A 17941-nucleotide genomic window follows, 5' to 3' on the forward strand; every position below is an offset into this window, starting at 1 on the left:
TACATCAGCATATGGAACTAACCTTTGAGCTTTTAGGCATTTTATTTTTTGTGGCGATACTTGCAGGTTTTGTGGACGCTGTGGCAGGCGGAGGCGGACTGTTGACCATTCCTGCCCTACTGCTAACAGGCATGAACCCTGTCGCCGCTCTTGCCACCAACAAATTGCAAGGCTCGGCAGGCTCATTGTCAGCAAGCCTAGCAATGATAAAAAAGGGAGTTACCCACCCCAAATACATCAAAACCGCTCTCATTCTTGCTTTTGTTGGCTCAGCGATTGGAGCGGTTTTGGTACAGCTATCGCCACCAGAATTTTTAAAAATCGCCATTCCTGTGGTCGTTGGGATAATGGGACTTTACACACTATTTTCACCCAATTTGGGTGCCATAAAACAAAAAGCCAAAATCTCACACAATGCTTGGCAAAAAGGGATTGTGCCTATCGTTGGGTTTTATGATGGCTATTTTGGACCAGGTACAGGAACATTTTTTTCACTCTCTGGCGTGGTTGGTCGAGGCATGGACTTGGTAACAGCAACAGGCAATGCCAAACTGCTCAACTTTGCCACCAATATTGCAAGTCTCATCTTTTTTATCATTGGCGGTCAGGTGGTCTGGCTGGTTGGTACAGTGATGATTGTCGGACAAGTCATTGGTGCAGTATTGGGAGCTAATATGGTCGTCAAAGGCGGAGCAAAATACATTCGCCCAATGATTGTGCTAATGTGTTTTTGTATGGTCGCAAGATATGTGTTTTGGTAAAGATTTTAATCACAAATTACCTTTAATGGGCAACCCATCAGAACCAAGCTCACTTAACGCTTAGTTTTTATGTTATTATTTTTAAAGTTTCACTGTTATGGCATTTACTTTTGTGTTGATACATTCTAGCAATTACCACCACCATAAAAACTCAAAATAGCTTAAATCATGCTTTTTATCCAATCAACAGTCAATCTGTTATGGTAATCATGGCACATTTACTCATCGGACTATCTAGTCTAGCCACAAGATGTTTTTGATTAAAATTCTAAGCATGGCAGTTTTTTTATCAAGATGATCGCTTTTTATATAAAAATAGCGTAAAATTGGTCTAATTTTTTCTTTCTTTTATTTAATTTTTAAAGTATCACTTATGTCTGTCCAAACCCACACCCCAAGCCCTAAGCCTGCTCCAAAAAAAGCCGTTCAAGGCGAAAAATTGCGTGGCTATGACAAAGTGGCTCGTATCCCCATTAAGGTTATTCCAAACTTAGAAACCCCAAAAAAGCCTGATTGGATTCGTGTCAAATTATCTAGCCCTGCCGAAGTTGAACGCATTAAAAGCACACTCCGCCAGCAAAAACTCTATACAGTCTGTGAAGAAGCTGCCTGCCCCAACCTACCCCAATGTTTTGGCGATGGCACAGCCACCTTTATGATTATGGGCGATATTTGCACCCGCCGTTGTCCGTTTTGCGAAGTGGCACATGGCAGACCCAATCCGCTTGACACAGACGAGCCACGCCATACTGCCGAGACCATTTTGGGGCTTGGGCTAAAATATGCCGTCATCACTAGCGTGGATAGAGACGACCTAAAAGACGGTGGTGCAGGACACTTTGCTGAGGTTATCAACGAAAGCCGTGCTTTATCGCCCAGCTGCTTGATTGAAATTTTGGTACCTGATTTTCGTGGACGAGAGCAACTGGCATTGGATATTTTAAGCCAAACCGCTCCTGATGTTTTCAACCACAACATTGAAACCGTGCCACGCCTATACAAGGCGTTTCGACCAGGTTCAGATTATGAGCATTCGTTAAAGCTATTAAAAGAATACAAAGCACGCCGTCCAGACATTGCTACCAAATGCGGATTTATGGTAGGGCTTGGCGAGAGTGAAGAAGAAGTTTATCGCTTGCTTGACGACCTAAAAGCACACGATGTGGACATCATCACCATTGGGCAATATCTTGCTCCAAGTAAAAATCACGCCCCTGTGGATAGATATGTACACCCTGATGAATTTGCTAGATATACCGAATATGGCAAAAAGTTAGGCTTTTTTAACATTTGGGCGAACCCAATGGTGCGTTCAAGTTATTTTGCTGACCGCCAATATTATGGCGAGCCTTGCCCACCACCTGTGCGTTCAGCCAAAGCACTTGCCGAAGAGAAACTGGCAAAAGCCGAAAAAGGCGAAAAAACTGGGTGTTTTTAACACAACACAAACATTTAGGGCGAGTTTATCGTCCTATTTTGTCAGTTGATTTTCCAAAAACTGTCAGTCTTGTATTGTGCCAAAGCGATGGCTGGTTGATGCACTATTTTAAACCATTGATTCTCAAAACTGGCGAACTGCCATATCTTAGCCAAGTTATACCGACTTACTTTTGGCGGATTGACACAAACCACCTTAAAGATAGTAACAACTTTTTGGCGACAATACTGATCATATCGCACGACAGGCAGTATATAGTTAAATACAGAACAGATATCATGACTCAAACCATTCTCTCATCAAACGGCATTCACCGCCTACACCACACTTTTTTTATGCCAAAAGGCGACATCAAGGCAAGCCTACTTATTGTACACGGCATGAGTGAACATAGCGGACGCTATGCCGATTTTGCTAGGTTTCTTGCCAATCATGGTATCTTGGTTGCCACTTATGATCAGCTTGGGCATGGACGGACGGTCAAAGACAAGTACGAACTTGGCTTTATCGATGAAAAACACCCCGTCCAAGCCCTATGTAAAGATGTTGTTATTATGGCGGATAAATTAAAAGATAAAGCCTGCACCCTAACTGACCGCCCCATTCCTCACTACATCATGGGGCATTCAATGGGGTCGTTCATTGTACGAACGGTACTAACCCATCACGCCACAAGTTTTCATGGAGCGATACTCATGGGGACAGGCAATAGTTTTGGGCTGATGAACCGCCTTGCTCTAACCACGCTTGGGGTAATCCACTACCTAAACCCCAAAAAAACCAATAGGTATTTTGCCATGCTTTTAAATGACTACCTGCTATCACAAATCCGCTATCCGATATCTGTCTCACCCTTTGCATGGCTATCTGAAAATACCGATAACATCAAAGCCTTTGAAGTCGATCCTTTGTGCGGTTTTGCGTTTAGCAACAATGGTTTTATCGCTCTACAAACTCTCATCAAAAAAGCCACATCACCCACATGGTACGCCCACACCCCCAAAAACTTTCGCATTTTGCTCGTCAGTGGCAAAGATGACCCTGTGGGGCGTATGGGGCAAGACATCGATGAAATTTTTGATGAATTGGTGCGTTCAGATAAGAATACGCAAGCTCGACTATATCCTAACATGAGACATGAACCACTGCACGAAACCGCCAAAAATAAAGTGTATCAAGACATTTTGCACTGGTTAATATAACACGATAAACAAAAGCCATGATTGATAAAACTTATTGAAAACTTATGATAATGAGTAAGAAGTTGTGGTAAAATAATCTAACATCATTTGATTAACTCTTTTTTTATAGGAATTTTTATGAGTCTTGAACAAATCATCGAAACAGCCTTTGAAAACCGCAACAGCTTTGGTGCTACCGACTGCCCTGCTGACATTCGCTCTGCTGTTGAAGAAGTACTTAGCCGTCTTGATAATGGCTCACTGCGTGTTGCCGAAAAAATCAATGATGAATGGGTGGTTTATCAGTGGGTCAAAAAAGCCGTGCTACTTTCTTTTAAAATCAATGACAACAAGCCTATGAATACAGGCGAACTTGGTTTTTATGACAAAGTAGATACCAAGTTCAACGGCTGGACAGAAGAAGACTATAAAAACGCAGGCGTGCGTGTCGTTCCCCCTGCGGTTGCTCGCAAAGGCTCGTACATTGCCAAAAATGTCATCTTAATGCCATCTTATACCAATATTGGTGCTTATGTAGATGAAGGGACAATGGTTGATACTTGGGCAACGGTGGGTAGCTGTGCCCAAATTGGTAAAAATGTTCACTTATCAGGCGGTGTGGGCATTGGTGGTGTTTTAGAGCCACTTCAAGCCAATCCAACCATCATTGAAGACAATTGCTTTATCGGTGCAAGAAGTGAAATCGTTGAAGGCGTGATTGTTGAAGAAGGTTCGGTCATTTCAATGGGCGTTTATATCGGTCAATCAACCAAAATTTATGACCGTGAAACAGGCGAGATTCACTACGGACGAGTGCCGGCAGGTTCGGTTGTTGTTCCTGGCAACCTACCAAGCCCTTGTGGTAAATACAGCCTATATGCCGCCATTATCGTCAAAAAAGTAGACGCCCAAACTCGTGCCAAAACGTCCATCAACGATTTGCTAAGAGCGGACTAAAATCATCATTGCCCAAAGGCAATGTCATATCTAGCCTTAGATGACTAGAGATGATGTTTTCAAACACATCAAGAGATATAATGAATAAATCCAACAAATCATTCGCCATTACCGTACTGCTTTGCTTTTTCTTGGGTACATTTGGCATCCATCGCTTTTATGTCGGCAAAATTGGTACAGGACTACTACAGCTCATCACGCTAGGTGGTTTGGGGATTTGGGTGATTTATGACTTAATCATTCTAATCTTTGGTAAATTTACCGATGCTGACGGCAATGTAGTAAAAAACTAGATTGTTGTTTAAGATAAATAAAAGAGACACAGCATTCGCCCAGTCTCTTTTATTGCTTCTAAATCCGCCCAGTATCACATTTTAACAAAACCACCAGATTGACCATAGATTAAGCTGATAGACAGCCCTTTACTACCGATGACGATTGCGATAGTTTAACCATTTTTAATCCAATCATGTCTATGGGTGCTGACACACTTATAATTTTAATGATTTCACTGATAATTTTTCCAAAAAATCGTTCAAATCTGTTAAAATAAACGGTTTTCACTGCTTTATTAACCTATGCCCACCGCCCTAAGAAACACCCAAATCCCCACCACCGACCCATTGGCAGGACTTCGCTTGACCGAAATTTTTTATTCCTTGCAAGGTGAGGCTCTGGCTGCTGGTCTACCGACCATTTTTATTCGCTTGACAGGCTGTCCACTTCGTTGCACTTATTGCGATACGACCTATTCCTTTACAGGCGGTGCACGATGGGGGCTTGATGAGATTTTGACTCACATCGCCAGTTTTCCTTGCAAGCGAGTATGTATCACAGGCGGAGAGCCGCTCGCCCAGCCCAATGTCATTGCCCTGATGAAATTACTCTTAGAACATGGCTATGATATATCACTAGAAACCGCAGGAGCTTTGTCAGTCAAAGATGTCCCGCCTGCCGTATCCAAAGTCATGGATCTAAAAACGCCAAGCTCCGGCGAGAACAAGCGGAATTTATGGGGGAACTTTAGTCATCTGACCAACCACGACCAAATTAAAATCGTGATTGCTGATCGCACCGATTATGAATGGGCGGTGGAAAAATTATGGCAATATGAGCTACATAAAAAATGTGCCGTAGTGTGGTTTTCGCCAATGTTTGAGATTGATGAACGAAGATCCGATGTGCCAAACATTGCTGTACAATTAGCCGAATGGATTTTGGCGGATGGTCTGCCCGTACGCTTGCAATTACAGTTACACAAAATCATCTGGGCGGATGCACGAGGTAAATAAAAAATGCTTTTAAAGATGAATGTAATTTGCTAAAATAAGCGATTATTCATGAATTTAGCAAAGAGAGAGCCATGGCACGAGTTACTATTGAAGACTGTCTTGACAATGTCGATAACCGTTTTGAGCTGATTTTGGTCGCAAGCAAGCGTGCACGCCAACTGGCTAAAGGCAGTGCTGAACCGACTGTAACCGTTGAAAATGATAAGCCTACCGTTTTGGCACTTCGTGAGATTGCCTCTGGCAACATTACTCGCACCATTTTGGATGAGCCAGATGAAGAGATTGTCATCAAAACACCAGAATTTGTTGATTTCTCAAAATTAACACCTGATGATTTTTAAGCACTTGCTTAAAAGCCACTTTTATTAATCAAAGACCGCCCACAAAGTGCGGTCTTTTTATGACATTTAACAATCTGGCAATCACAACCAACCCATCACAAGCAGACCCCTACGCATTTATCCATCAACACCCAATCTATCCGATATCACTGGCAAGCCAAAATGTCAGTTTAAGTCATTTTTATGACATCTTTATAACATTGCCATAAATGAGATAAAACCCAATTTAAAAATTCGCTTCTTATTGGATTAAATCACGGTTTGTTATGCCATTATTCGTATAAAAGTGATAAAATGATAGAACAATCTATTGACAATGTTGCAGATAATTGATATTTATAATCAATGTTGATTGATACAACTTATTTGTACAACCACACGGCTTTCTTAGTGAGCCCATTTATCATTTACCAACCAAGAGTACCTATGCTAGCCAACTACCATCCGCATGACATTCCTACCCATCTTAGCCACCCGCTAGTCGATGAATCTCGTGATAGCTTAATGCGTGCGGTCAGCTACCTAGAGCAACAAGAGCATGAAGACATTCTGCGTGCGTGTCATTTTGGCGATGTGGCACACATTAAGGACAAACGCAAATCGGGCGAGCCGTACATCACCCACCCCATTGCAGTGGCGGAAATTTTGGCAGGGTTTCGTCTGAATAAAGATACTATCATCTCAGCGATTTTACATGATACAGTAGAAGACACCGAAGTAACAAAAGAAATGCTCACAACAGAGTTTGGCGAGACGGTTGCACGGCTTGTTGATGGCGTAACCAAACTTAGGTCGTCAAGCATGAATAAGCAACAAAGCCAAGCGGCCACCTTTCATAAGATACTCACTGCCACCTTGACCGACCCTCGTGTTCTCATCATCAAGCTCTCCGACCGCTTGCATAATATGTCCACTTTAGATGCGGTCAGTCCCGAGAAACAAAAACGCACCGCCAACGAAACGCTAGACTTCTACATTCCTTTTGCTCGCATCATGGGGTTAAATGACATTGCCGATTATATTGAGCTTTTGTGCTATCGCAATCTCAACCCTGAGATGTATAACAAATTTACTGACAAGCTACTTCAACACGGATTGGGTCGTAACTTCCAAAAGATTGAAATCAGCACTTATCTACAAAATTTATTAAGCCATCTAAACCTAAGCGGTCATGTACAAGTTCTTGACAACCGCACCTCCATGTACCGCCAATTTTTTAAAAATCGTGGGCAAATCAACCGACTGATTCGCCAATATGACTTTGACGTTGTGCTTGATGACATTGAGTCTTGTGATAAACTGGCGTGCTATTTGGTGCAAAAATACGAAATCAGTGATGAGATGATTCGTGATAACATTAGAAAGCCCCAAGCAGGTGGCAACCAATCGCTCACGCTCATTTACGAACAAGATTATAACCACATCAAAATCACCTTGCTAACCAAAAGAATGCAAGAAGCGGCTCGCCTAGGTGTGATTAGTAAAGATAAAGGGGATATCAGCCATTCTGTCGTCCAAGCCAGCCTTCGCAATATGCAAGCCCTTGCTAATAGCGAATCTGGACAAGACTTCCAAGAAAACAATGAATACTCTGTTGCCATTATCGATGAACTACTAAACTACCTGCACGAACGAAAAATCGTCTGTTATAGTCCGCAGGGTCGTGCTTATGAACTGCCTCGTGGTTCAACCGCTTTAGACTTTGCTTATGCGGTCGGTCCTGCCATTGGCAATATCGCTGTCGGTGCTGACATCAATGGCGAGCATGGCAAGCTAGGCTTGGTACTGGCAGATGGTGATTCAGTGAGTATTGACACCGACAAAAATGCCACACCAAAGGCTGATTGGTTAGGTTTTGTGGCGACCAATAAAGCACGCAGTGAGATTCTAAAGTTTCTAAAACACCTACCAGATGACCAAAAAGAATATGCAGGTAAAGAAGCTCTCATGCGAGCCCTTAAAGCCTATGACAAGGTCATTGAAGACATTACCGATAGCAAATGGGCTGATATCTTAGCATGGCGTGGTGTGGACAGCCAGCGTGATATATTCCTACAAATCGCCACAGGTTCACTATTGGCACAGTTAGTGGTCTCACGATTATTTAGTGAGGAAGTAGATATCGCCGATGGTAATGAAATCACCCAATCCAAGCATCTCATTGCAGGGGTAAAAGGCGTTGAGGTTACCTTTGCTAAATGTTGCAACCCTATTTATGGCGACCACATTGTCGGTCATCTCTCCGCTCGTCATGGACTGGTCATTCATCGCCACAAATGCTATTCACTAAACACCATTCGTGCCGCCAACCCCTACCAGATTATTCAAGTGCATTGGAAAGATGACATCAAAATCAATCATGACAGTCACCAACTGCATTTCTCAGCGTCACTGCGTATCTTTGCCATGCTAAACGAAGAACAAATCAGCCAAGCCATCTATGAGCTTCGTGCCTTAAATATCGGCGTTGAACACACCTCTGTTAAGGCTGATATCAAAGATAAAAATAGTAAGGTAGGCACAACCACGCTCAATGTGGTCGTTCGCTCTCGAGAACATCTTGAAGAGGGCATTCATGTTTTACGCCAAATTTTAGGCTATCCAAATATCATGCGACTATACCACCATCATAACCACGCTTAACTTAGGATAGATGCATCAATCAAAAAATGCTTGAATTTATAGCAGGCTTTGTTTTATCATAAATATCACCAAACAAAGCTCGCTGATGAAGATGGCATTGTAGAGACGATTGAAGCTCACAGATGCAAGTAGCACATTTTGGTAAACCAATAACCAAAAACTACTGACAATATCTTAAAAACCCATCTAAGCCAATAAGTCAGAGATGAGTTTATGGGGTCATCAAGATTTAATATCATACCCCAAAAGATAGCCGGTGTTATTGTATCAAATTACCCCTCAATCTATGATGGACACCCAACCCATTGTAAGCACAAACACAAAGGAATACCCATGACCAGACAAGTCATTCACACCGACAAAGCCCCTGCCGCTGTTGGCACTTATTCCCAAGCCATCAAAGTTGGCAATATTGTCTATATTTCAGGTCAGCTCGGATTAGACCCTGCGACCATGACTCTAAAAGAAGGTTTTAAAGCCCAAGCCGAACAAGCCTTTGACAACTTATCTGCCATCGCTAAAGCAGCAGGTGGTACGCTCAGCGATACCGTAAAATTCAATGTTTCTTTGACCGATCTAAATGATTTTGCTGTATTAAATAAAATCTTTGATGCACGCCTAAACGCACCTTACCCTGCTCGTGCTGCCGTACAAGTTGCAGCATTACCAAAAGGTGGTGTGGTTGAGATTGAAGCAATCTTACATCTTGATGCTTGATTTTATGATTTCGTTGCTCTAAGGGCTTGCCAGACAAGCCTTTATCATCATGCACACTACCTTATTACGCATCGCCCTGCCCACACCCCTGTATCAGCTGTTTGATTACCTATGCCCTCTATCCTGCTTAGATAATGGCATACTACCGGCCGTTGGTTCTCGGGTGCGTGTGCCATTTGGTCGCCAAGAACTTGTCGGCATCATCATCTCACACATCTCTGTTAAGGATATTAACATTCCTTATGAGAAACTAAAACCAATACGAAGCGTCATTGATACCACACCCATCATTAATGACCATCTGTTAAATTTGGCACAATGGTTAGCCTCCTACTACCATTATCCACTCGGCGAGACGCTACCTGTCATGTTGCCTAGCTTCATCAATCAAGGAAAACCTGCCATACAACAAACAACCTTCTGGCGGCTTTTAGATGGTATTGATGATGAACATATCACCACCCAACTCAAAAAAACTGCCAAAAAACAATGGCAAGCCATCAATGCCATCAAAGACAGTCCAACCAAGCTAGCCGAGCCAGACCTGCTTGATATGGGTATCAGCAAAACCACCTTAAAAACCTTGCAAGAAAAAGGGCTAATCACCTCATTTATCACAACAAGCTCCAAAAACACTCAGCCTGCCAAACTGCAAGACGCCCCCTTATCACTTAATGATGAGCAACAATCCGCCTTTAAGATTATTAAGCAGTCCATGATAAATGGCAATTATCAGGGCATCTTGCTCAATGGCATCACAGGTTCTGGTAAAACCGAAGTCTATCTACACGCCATATGGCAAGCTTTATCAGCCAATAAACAAGTGCTGATTTTGGTGCCAGAAATAGGGCTCACTCCACAAACCAAAACAAGATTTAGCTCAAGATTTACCGCCAATATCTGCGTTCTACATTCAAACATGAGTGATGGCGACCGTTTGCACGGTTGGCAAGCTGCCAAGTCCGGAGAGGCTCAGATTGTCATCGGCACACGCTCAAGCGTGCTGTATCCATTTGCTAATTTAGGATTGATTGTCATTGATGAAGCTCATGATAGCTCCTACAAACAACAAGACCATCTACGCTATCACGCCTGTGATGTGGCAATGTGGCGAGCATACCAACTTAACATTCCCATCGTACTTGGCACAGCCACGCCAAGCCTTGAACATCTCAAACTCGCTCAAGATGGCAAACTTACCGAATGTCAGCTACACATCCGAGCAGGCAACGCCAAGTCCGCTCCTTTGCGTTTGGTGGATATCCGTCTAGGTACAAGAAATATCGTTCAGATGAGTGGGCAAGAGCAACAAACCTTATTGTGCGATGAAAGTGTAAGACGCATCAAACAGCGATTGTCTTTGGGTGAGCAGGTGTTGATTTTTTTAAATCGGCGTGGCTATGCTCCAATATTGCTATGCGATGCGTGCGGTTGGCAGGCAGATTGTCCGCATTGTGATGCCCATCTGACTTTGCACAAGCACCCATCATCACAGTTAAAATGTCATCACTGTGGTTTTTGTACGCACAGCCCCACCACCTGCCCAAAATGCAATAGCCATAACCTGCAGGATTTAGGACTTGGGACAAGCAAGCTGACCGAGCAACTACACGCCATCTTTGCCAACCCCCAAACCACACACCAAACCCACCCCATTTGGCAAATCGACAAGGATACCATGCGTCAAAGAGGTGCTTGGGAGCGTATGTATGAACAGATTCTATCCAATCAGCCTGCGATTTTGGTTGGAACGCAGATGATTGCCAAAGGTCATCATTTTCCTAATGTTACTTTGGTTGTGATTGCTGATGCGGACTTAGGGTTTTTATCGCCTGATTTTCGCTCGCCCGAACACACCGCCCAAAGAATCATACAAGTTGCAGGACGAGCAGGTCGTGCTGATAAAATGGGTGAAGTATTGATTCAAACCAGACAACCCATGAATCCCTTATTGCTGACACTCATCAATCATGGCTATCTGGCACTTGCCAAGACTTTACTTGGCGAGCGAAAGCTGTTAGGGCTACCCCCCTATGCTCATGCCGCCCTAATTCGTGCACAAAGCCAAGACCTTGCTCGTGCTCGACTTGCCATCAGTAGCATTGCCCAACAAATACCCAACACGCCCAATCTTGCTAAAAGTAACGCCACAGACGCACCGATGAGCAAAAAAAATAACCAGTACCACACTCAGCTACTACTTCTTGCCAAAGACCGAAAGACCTTACACACCGTTTTGGTGACACACTGGCAAGACATCTTAGCCAACTCAGACCTAAAAGGCGTGAGAATCTCGCTTGATATTGACCCAATAGGTTGGTAATACTTGGGGCTACACCGCATAATCAAGCACGGCAATAACGCTTAGATGCACAGGATAAAACCAATAAAATACATAGCGACCACCCACCTGCTTACCTTTACTACCATCAAAATAATAAATCAGCGGTACAACAAGCAATACACCAAAGTGCATCAGCCCAAGACCTATGGTGGGATAAAAACCATAAGTAAGCACATAAAACACAGGCGATAGCAGTACATAAGCCAGTAGCATTGTGTGCTTATTAGAATAAAAATAGGCAAAAACAAGCGATATCACCACAAGCGAAAAGCCATAATCTGCCAACTGCACCATAGGATATAATGCCAAAATACCAGTCGCTTTCACCACAGGATGCCAATCGGAATGCCATACCACAAGTGCCACCAAAGTAAACAATAAGGTAAATAGCACATTACCCCTCAGATACTCCTGCCATGCCACGCCCAGCAATATCTGTTCAATAGATAAACTAAACAACCAATAAGGTAGCTGTGCAATCAAAGCAAATACAAGCAGTCGCATGGCATAAGCCTTGATGTCTTTGGTGTGATAAAACCCAACCACCAAAAAATACACCATCAGTGGTGCAACAAGTCGTCCAATAAAGTGTAGCCCCTCAGACAGCCAGCTCTCCACATCAACAAACACCCACGCCAGATGGTCAAGCGTCATCGCAAACATGGCGATACACTTTAGCGACAGGGCATCTAACCCCCATCTGGTCGTCCGCTGTGCATTCATCATATACAGCTTTTTGGGTGGCGTTTTTTGTTAAGTGAAGTTTGGCACCGCCAGATATCTTTTCCTTTTTCATCTTGAGTGTGATAGATGACAAGCGTCTCGCCATTAAGATATCGCACAGGATAGCTAGCACCCGATACCTTTGCCACCACCGCACAGTCAGTCGACACGCCTGCCACGCTTGAGACAACTTCCATTGATACACGCTGATTATCCGTAGATACAGGTAAGGCAACTGGGCAGTACTGTGTATTTTGGTAGATGATTTCTACTCGATTTTGTACCGCCTTTGCTGAACGATAGCTTTCAAAGATAACCGCCTGCTCTTTTTGTGTAGCGATAATGGGCATAAATTGCCCAATCACAATCGCCATCATCGCCCCAAACATGGCAAATGCCACTGACATACCAACCAAGCTCACCCCACCTTCTTGCTTTAGGTGATTTTTTTGTTCATCTTTATTTCTGGGGTAAAATTCTAAAGCATCAGCAATCTCTCGCCGAGCCGTGCGATAATAATAAGCATCCGCCCATCGTGCCACCATACTTGCCCAAAACAGCCAGACAGCCAAACCCACACCAATGCGACTACCCATCTGATATTGCTCAGGCAAAAAACCAATAATACTAAATTCAAGCACCGCCAAAACAATGGCGATATTAACCTTGATGAATGACCAACCTGCCACACAGTACACCACACAGTCCAGATAACGCTTTCGGTACAAAAGCCAGCCAAAAGTACAAAAAAACGCCGCCCAGTGCCAGCGTGCGTGCAGACAACCTATCTCATCAAACTGATGAAACCGCTTAAGATAATAACGCTGAGACCGCAGCCCAATAAACCACCGATCCAATTCGGTTCGTTCTTTTTCACCAAGATTCGCTTGATAAAATGGTGGCGGGGTTGTGTCTTCTAAAAATGGCAGACGAAACATAATGACGCTAAAAATGGAAAAGTATTTGCGGTTGCAGGTGGCTTGACTTATAATGACGGCTTGTACATTTTACGCCTTTTTTTCATACAAATAAAGCCATGACAGAACCAAATCAAGAATTTTTAACCCCTGTCGGTGGGGACAGGCAGACCCCCGACATGAATCCTGAGACCATCAGTGAGCAGATAGCTCGCTTAGCCCAAACTCCCGAACAGTTTCGTCAGATTGACACCTTCATGAAACGGCGTACACACATGAGCCAAGCCAGTGAACTGGCATTGACCGATAGCACCTACGCCCCTTATGTCATCAATCATGGCTTTGAACTTGGTCGGCTTGGCGATGTTAGCAATATCAACGATTTGCGTGCCTATTTTACTGATATGCCAAACGGTGCTGATGCACCCATCACGCTTGAGATTGGCTTTGGTATGGGCGACAGCTTGATTGAGATGGCTCAAAATGACCCACAGCGTAATTTTGTCGGCATTGAAGTGCATGAACCTGGTATCGGTCGTGTGGCTTATTTGGCTCATGAACTAGGTATGACCAACCTAAAAGTATTAAACGGCGATGCCATCGCTTTATTATCAAACCTACCTGATGAACATCTAGACACCGTACAGCTGTATTTTCCAGACCCATGGCAAAAAAAACGTCATTACAAAAGACGCTTTGTAACCACGCATCGCATGCAAATCGTCTCTCGCACGCTAAAAACTGGCGGTCTATTTCATGCCGCAACTGATTGGGAACACTATGCAATGTGGATGCTTGAAGTACTGGACAATATGCCAGACTTTAAAAACACAGCAGGACAAGGTAAATTCACGCCCCGCCCTGATTTTCGCCCGCAGACGAAATTTGAAAAGCGTGGACAAGATTACGGTCGCCCTTCTTGGGATTTGATTTACCAAAAAATCAATCACAACCCATAACTCATTAAGCACCAAAAAACCTAGCACCTTTTGGTCATTTTTGGTTGCTAGGTTTTAACAAATAGTCAAAAACGATTGCTCTTTAGCAAGAACGCCGATAAGACCAACGTGTGGCTTTTTGACGATACAACCTACATTGACATCATGTTAAGGCAGTGGTGTTGGCTTGATTTTGACTATTAACAGAAAACCACTTGTTTAAATGGATGGATGGTGCTAATTTGTACCAACTGTTAAATACTCATTGAACACATCAATTAGCCAACCACCATTTGACAAGAGGATTTTTATGAAATTAACCAACCCTGCCTTATTCCACGAGCAAGCTCTCATTGATAACACATGGCAGTCTGCCAGATCTGCCAACATCATTGAAGTTTTTAATCCTTTTAATGATAAAAAAATCGGCACAATTCCTGACTTGTCTGCCGATGAAGTTACAAAAGCCATCGGTTTTTCCTGCCAAGCTCAGCCATCATGGGCAGCCCTAACCGCCAATGAACGAGCGACCGTATTGCACCGATGGGCGGATTTGATTGATGAAAATCGTGAAGACCTAGCCATCATTATGACAACCGAACAAGGCAAACCCCTAAAAGAATCTCTTGGGGAGATTGGTTATGCCAATAGCTTTATCCGTTTCTTTGCTGAAGAAGCCAAGCGACTTTATGGCGATATCATACCCCCCCACAAACAACAAACTGCGTTATGTCGTCCTAAAGCAACCCATCGGTGTGTGTGCCGCCATCACGCCATGGAACTTTCCATCAGCGATGATTACTCGCAAAGTCGCCCCTGCCCTTGCCTCTGGTTGCACCATTGTAGTCAAACCTGACAGCCAGACACCTTTTTCCGCTCTTGCTTTGGGCGAACTTGCCATTCAAGCAGGCATTCCTAAGGGCGTACTACAAATTGTGACAGGTCAAGCAGAAGTGATTGGTGGCGTTTTGACAAGCGATGAACGAATCAAAAAACTCTCCTTTACAGGCTCCACTCAAGTGGGCAAACTACTCATGGAGCAATGTGCCAAAACAGTCAAAAAACTCTCCTTAGAACTGGGCGGAAACGCACCTTTTATCGTTTTTGATGATGCCGATATTGATAAAGCAGTCCATGGTGCGATGATGTCCAAATACCGCAATGCAGGACAGACTTGCGTATGTGCCAACCGTATTTATGTTCATCAGGCCATCAAAGACGAATTCATTCACAAATTTAAAGCCCAAGTAAAAGCACTGACGGTAGGCGATGGTCTAACAGATGGCACAAATATTGGCTGCTTGATTAATGATACCGCCATCAAAAAAACCCAAAACCTACTCAAGGATGCGACAGATAAAGGAGCCACACTCATCACAGGTGGCACACTCTACCCTACCCACAGCCGTTGTTTTCTACCCACCATCATCACTGACATTAGTGACGACATGAATATCGCTCACGAAGAAATATTTGCCCCGATTGCTCCGATTTTTGTGTTTGATGACGAAAAGACAGTCATTGAACACGCTAACAACACCCCCTATGGATTGGCGGCTTATTTTTACACCCAAGACCATGCCCGAGCATGGCGAGTGTCCGAAGCCCTAGAATACGGTATGGTCGCCCAAAATACAGGGCTTTTATCCACCGAAGTTGCTCCTTTTGGTGGAGTCAAGCAGTCAGGGTTTGGGCGTGAAGGCTCAAAATACGGCATAGAAGAGTACATCAGCACAAAATACTGGTGCACGCAAATCAGCTAAACACCCGCAACACAGACCGCTTGGCATTAGGTCTTTAAAACATATGGGTGAACACCTATTAAGACCAGTACAAATACTGATGTACTGGTCTTAAATACCCATCTTAAACCCTTAATTGGGTAACTTGGATTAGCGATGGGGATTTATCACTGGTCAAAACTGATTTACCACAACCGCCATGATAGCCACCTAGCCCTTTATACAGACAAGTTTTAATACCTAAGCATTGCACAACAGCCATTCTCACCCCACAATTAGCCATTCATTAACATTCATAAGTCATAGGCAAACTAACCTAAAATAACAAAAACCAACTTTTCCATTGATTAAAATTTGCTATACTAAACCTTTATGAGTAGCGAGTAGGTGTCTTGTGTTTTTTACCATGCTAGAATATGGTTGGTTTTGCTTAATGTTGTTTCCCATAGTGGCAACACTCCTACCTTTTGTCAAGCATGACCATTGGGTGTTTCGCATTTTTGATTTTCCTAGATTGCAAATCGCAGTTGCAAATTTAATTTGTCCACCAATAGGCATGGCTTTTGCTCATGCTCACCACCAAGTCTTTTGGTTAATCGCCATTGTTAATGGCTTGTGTTTTTTATATCAAGTCAGTCAAATAATCGTTTATGCCCGCCTTTACCCACCTAAGGTGCACAGTTATTATGGGGCTGGATGACAGTCGCACTTTATCTTTGTTGACTGCCAATGTACTCACCCACAATTATCAAGCACACCTACTACTTAATCAGATTCATCAGTTGCAGCCAGACATTGTACTGACTCTAGAAAGCGATGAATGGTGGCAAAGTCAACTTGATACACTCATGGATTGCGGTTACCATCATACCGTCAAAATCCCCCTTGACAACCTTTATGGTATGCACCTATACAGTCGCTTAGAGCTTGCAAATAGTGAGATTCGTCATTGGGTAACCGATGACATACCCTCCATCAAATCCAGACTAAAACTTCGCTCAAATGATTGGGTTTACATATACTGTTTACACCCCATGCCTCCTAGCCCCACCGAGTCCGCCACCGATAGAGATGCTGAACTGCTACTGGTAGGGCGTGAGATTGAATTCATGAATGAGCCTGTATTGGTATTTGGCGATCTTAATGATGTGGCATGGTCATCAACCTCCAAACTTTTCCAAAAAATCAGTGGACTACTAGACCCACACAAAGGGCGTGGACTCTTTAACACCTTTCACGCCAACCACCCCTTACTTCGCTGGCCACTTGATCACATTTTCATAGCCGAGACTTTATGGTAAAGGACATTCAAGTTCTTCCTAACATCGGCTCTGACCATTTCCCTGTGTATGGCAAATTTCAATATCAACCAAACAACGCCCAACCCACAGAACCCACGCCAAGTAGCGATGATATCCACGAAACATTAGACAAAATCGCCAAAAACAACCCCAATCAAGAAGTGATTAAAACCAAATATTAATGCAATCTAAATAAAGTTTCACAATACAGCGTCTTATTATCTTTTGTGAAACATTGCAACACCCCCATCAATCATTCACAATCAGTAAAATGAGCACCAAGCCTTAGAACCATTGACAAAATTCCGCCAACGCTTACACCAACTAACTTTGCACACCCCTTGTTAATTTATCCACAAAATCTGTGGATAACTTTGTGGAAAAGCAGTAGAAAAAATCATAAAGGCCTTATAAATAAACACTTACAACGCACAAAAACAATTCACACTTCTTTGGGCATAATTTAAAAATATCAAATAAAATCAATAAGTTATAAAATAAGTTTTTCTATAAACTTCGCTTTATTTTTTATGTCGTTTTTAGTAAAAATTAACAAAAATGTTCCACGAAAACCATCAATTTCTCTTTGTGAAACCTGTGGATAATTTCATCTTTTTAGCCAAAGCTGTGAAGATAGCACCACTTA

At 43.2% G+C, this 17941-nt stretch carries 15 protein-coding genes and 1 pseudogene; 14 read left to right on the forward strand and 2 right to left on the reverse strand.

What is annotated here, in order from left to right; all coding sequences use genetic code 11:
* Positions 1-11 precede the first annotated feature (11 nt).
* From LU276_RS07500 to LU276_RS07545, 10 genes are all read left to right on the forward strand, one after another.
* On the forward strand, positions 12-761 hold the full coding sequence (locus LU276_RS07500; RefSeq protein WP_284673239.1) for a TSUP family transporter: 750 nt from the start codon (positions 12-14) through the stop codon (positions 759-761).
* 373 nt (positions 762-1134) lie between these two features.
* Positions 1135-2199: a lipoyl synthase gene (gene lipA, locus LU276_RS07505; RefSeq protein WP_284673240.1), complete on the forward strand. Its 1065-nt coding sequence runs from the start codon at positions 1135-1137 to the stop codon at positions 2197-2199.
* Between the two features lie 278 nt (positions 2200-2477).
* Positions 2478-3401, forward strand: a complete 924-nt coding sequence (locus LU276_RS07510) for an alpha/beta fold hydrolase (RefSeq protein ID WP_284673241.1) — start codon at positions 2478-2480, stop codon at positions 3399-3401.
* A 117-nt stretch (positions 3402-3518) separates the two neighbouring features.
* The gene (gene dapD / locus LU276_RS07515) at positions 3519-4337 is read left to right on the forward strand and encodes a 2,3,4,5-tetrahydropyridine-2,6-dicarboxylate N-succinyltransferase (protein WP_284673242.1); all 819 of its coding nucleotides are present in this window, start codon (positions 3519-3521) and stop codon (positions 4335-4337) included.
* 80 nt (positions 4338-4417) lie between these two features.
* A complete protein-coding gene (locus LU276_RS07520; RefSeq protein WP_284673243.1) occupies positions 4418-4630 on the forward strand; it encodes a TM2 domain-containing protein in 213 nt (70 codons plus the stop codon).
* A gap of 285 nt (positions 4631-4915) precedes the next feature.
* Positions 4916-5629, forward strand: a complete 714-nt coding sequence (queE, locus tag LU276_RS07525; protein ID WP_284673244.1) for a 7-carboxy-7-deazaguanine synthase QueE — start codon at positions 4916-4918, stop codon at positions 5627-5629.
* Positions 5630-5700: 71 nt separating this feature from the next.
* On the forward strand, positions 5701-5970 hold the full coding sequence (rpoZ, locus tag LU276_RS07530; protein ID WP_284673245.1) for a DNA-directed RNA polymerase subunit omega: 270 nt from the start codon (positions 5701-5703) through the stop codon (positions 5968-5970).
* A 426-nt stretch (positions 5971-6396) separates the two neighbouring features.
* Positions 6397-8613 carry a RelA/SpoT family protein gene (locus LU276_RS07535; protein WP_284673246.1) on the forward strand — a complete coding sequence of 739 codons (2217 nt, stop codon included), beginning with the start codon at positions 6397-6399 and terminating at the stop codon, positions 8611-8613.
* Between the two features lie 333 nt (positions 8614-8946).
* Complete coding sequence (locus tag LU276_RS07540; RefSeq protein ID WP_284673247.1) at positions 8947-9330, forward strand: Rid family detoxifying hydrolase; 384 nt, start codon at positions 8947-8949, stop codon at positions 9328-9330.
* Between the two features lie 49 nt (positions 9331-9379).
* Positions 9380-11653 (forward strand): primosomal protein N', encoded by a 2274-nt coding sequence (locus LU276_RS07545; protein WP_284673248.1) that lies wholly within the window; start codon positions 9380-9382, stop codon positions 11651-11653.
* Positions 11654-11662: 9 nt separating this feature from the next.
* Here LU276_RS07545 and LU276_RS07550 read toward each other — a convergent pair whose 3' ends face one another.
* Both LU276_RS07550 and LU276_RS07555 read right to left on the reverse strand, forming a co-directional pair.
* Positions 11663-12400, reverse strand: a complete 738-nt coding sequence (locus LU276_RS07550) for a TraX family protein (protein ID WP_284673249.1) — start codon at positions 12398-12400, stop codon at positions 11663-11665.
* Complete coding sequence (locus LU276_RS07555) at positions 12397-13335, reverse strand: DUF2628 domain-containing protein (RefSeq protein WP_284673250.1); 939 nt, start codon at positions 13333-13335, stop codon at positions 12397-12399. Before LU276_RS07555 ends, LU276_RS07550 begins: the two co-directional genes overlap by 4 nt.
* Before the next feature lie 158 nt (positions 13336-13493).
* Here LU276_RS07555 and trmB point away from each other — a divergent pair, with 158 nt between their 5' ends.
* From trmB to LU276_RS07575, 4 genes and pseudogenes are all read left to right on the forward strand, one after another.
* Positions 13494-14273: a tRNA (guanosine(46)-N7)-methyltransferase TrmB gene (gene trmB / locus LU276_RS07560; RefSeq protein ID WP_284674616.1), complete on the forward strand. Its 780-nt coding sequence runs from the start codon at positions 13494-13496 to the stop codon at positions 14271-14273.
* 289 nt (positions 14274-14562) lie between these two features.
* A pseudogene (locus LU276_RS07565) lies at positions 14563-16015 on the forward strand (NAD-dependent succinate-semialdehyde dehydrogenase).
* A 665-nt stretch (positions 16016-16680) separates the two neighbouring features.
* Entirely contained in the window at positions 16681-17295 is a 615-nt protein-coding gene (locus LU276_RS07570; RefSeq protein ID WP_284673251.1) for an endonuclease/exonuclease/phosphatase family protein, read from the forward strand.
* A complete protein-coding gene (locus LU276_RS07575) occupies positions 17289-17477 on the forward strand; it encodes a hypothetical protein (RefSeq protein WP_284673252.1) in 189 nt (62 codons plus the stop codon). Before LU276_RS07570 ends, LU276_RS07575 begins: the two co-directional genes overlap by 7 nt.
* Positions 17478-17941 lie beyond the last annotated feature (464 nt).

The sequence above is a fragment of the Moraxella haemolytica genome (genome assembly GCF_030177935.1).
GTDB classification, from domain to species: Bacteria; Pseudomonadota; Gammaproteobacteria; order Pseudomonadales; family Moraxellaceae; genus Moraxella; species Moraxella haemolytica.

Bases quoted from the DNA above. Each gene is read 5' to 3' on its own strand.
- LU276_RS07540 (WP_284673247.1), top strand. From the start codon at position 8,947: ATGACCAGACAAGTCATTCACACCGACAAAGCCCCTGCCGCTGTTGGC.
- LU276_RS07500 (WP_284673239.1), top strand. From the start codon at position 12: ATGGAACTAACCTTTGAGCTTTTAGGCATTTTATTTTTTGTGGCGATA.
- LU276_RS07570 (WP_284673251.1), top strand. From the start codon at position 16,681: ATGGGGCTGGATGACAGTCGCACTTTATCTTTGTTGACTGCCAATGTA.
- LU276_RS07550 (WP_284673249.1), bottom strand. From the start codon at position 12,400: ATGATGAATGCACAGCGGACGACCAGATGGGGGTTAGATGCCCTGTCG.
- LU276_RS07535 (WP_284673246.1), top strand. From the start codon at position 6,397: ATGCTAGCCAACTACCATCCGCATGACATTCCTACCCATCTTAGCCAC.
- LU276_RS07575 (WP_284673252.1), top strand. From the start codon at position 17,289: ATGGTAAAGGACATTCAAGTTCTTCCTAACATCGGCTCTGACCATTTC.
- queE (WP_284673244.1), top strand. From the start codon at position 4,916: ATGCCCACCGCCCTAAGAAACACCCAAATCCCCACCACCGACCCATTG.
- dapD (WP_284673242.1), top strand. From the start codon at position 3,519: ATGAGTCTTGAACAAATCATCGAAACAGCCTTTGAAAACCGCAACAGC.
- trmB (WP_284674616.1), top strand. From the start codon at position 13,494: ATGAATCCTGAGACCATCAGTGAGCAGATAGCTCGCTTAGCCCAAACT.
- LU276_RS07555 (WP_284673250.1), bottom strand. From the start codon at position 13,335: ATGTTTCGTCTGCCATTTTTAGAAGACACAACCCCGCCACCATTTTAT.
- lipA (WP_284673240.1), top strand. From the start codon at position 1,135: ATGTCTGTCCAAACCCACACCCCAAGCCCTAAGCCTGCTCCAAAAAAA.
- LU276_RS07520 (WP_284673243.1), top strand. From the start codon at position 4,418: ATGAATAAATCCAACAAATCATTCGCCATTACCGTACTGCTTTGCTTT.
- LU276_RS07545 (WP_284673248.1), top strand. From the start codon at position 9,380: ATGCACACTACCTTATTACGCATCGCCCTGCCCACACCCCTGTATCAG.
- rpoZ (WP_284673245.1), top strand. From the start codon at position 5,701: ATGGCACGAGTTACTATTGAAGACTGTCTTGACAATGTCGATAACCGT.
- LU276_RS07510 (WP_284673241.1), top strand. From the start codon at position 2,478: ATGACTCAAACCATTCTCTCATCAAACGGCATTCACCGCCTACACCAC.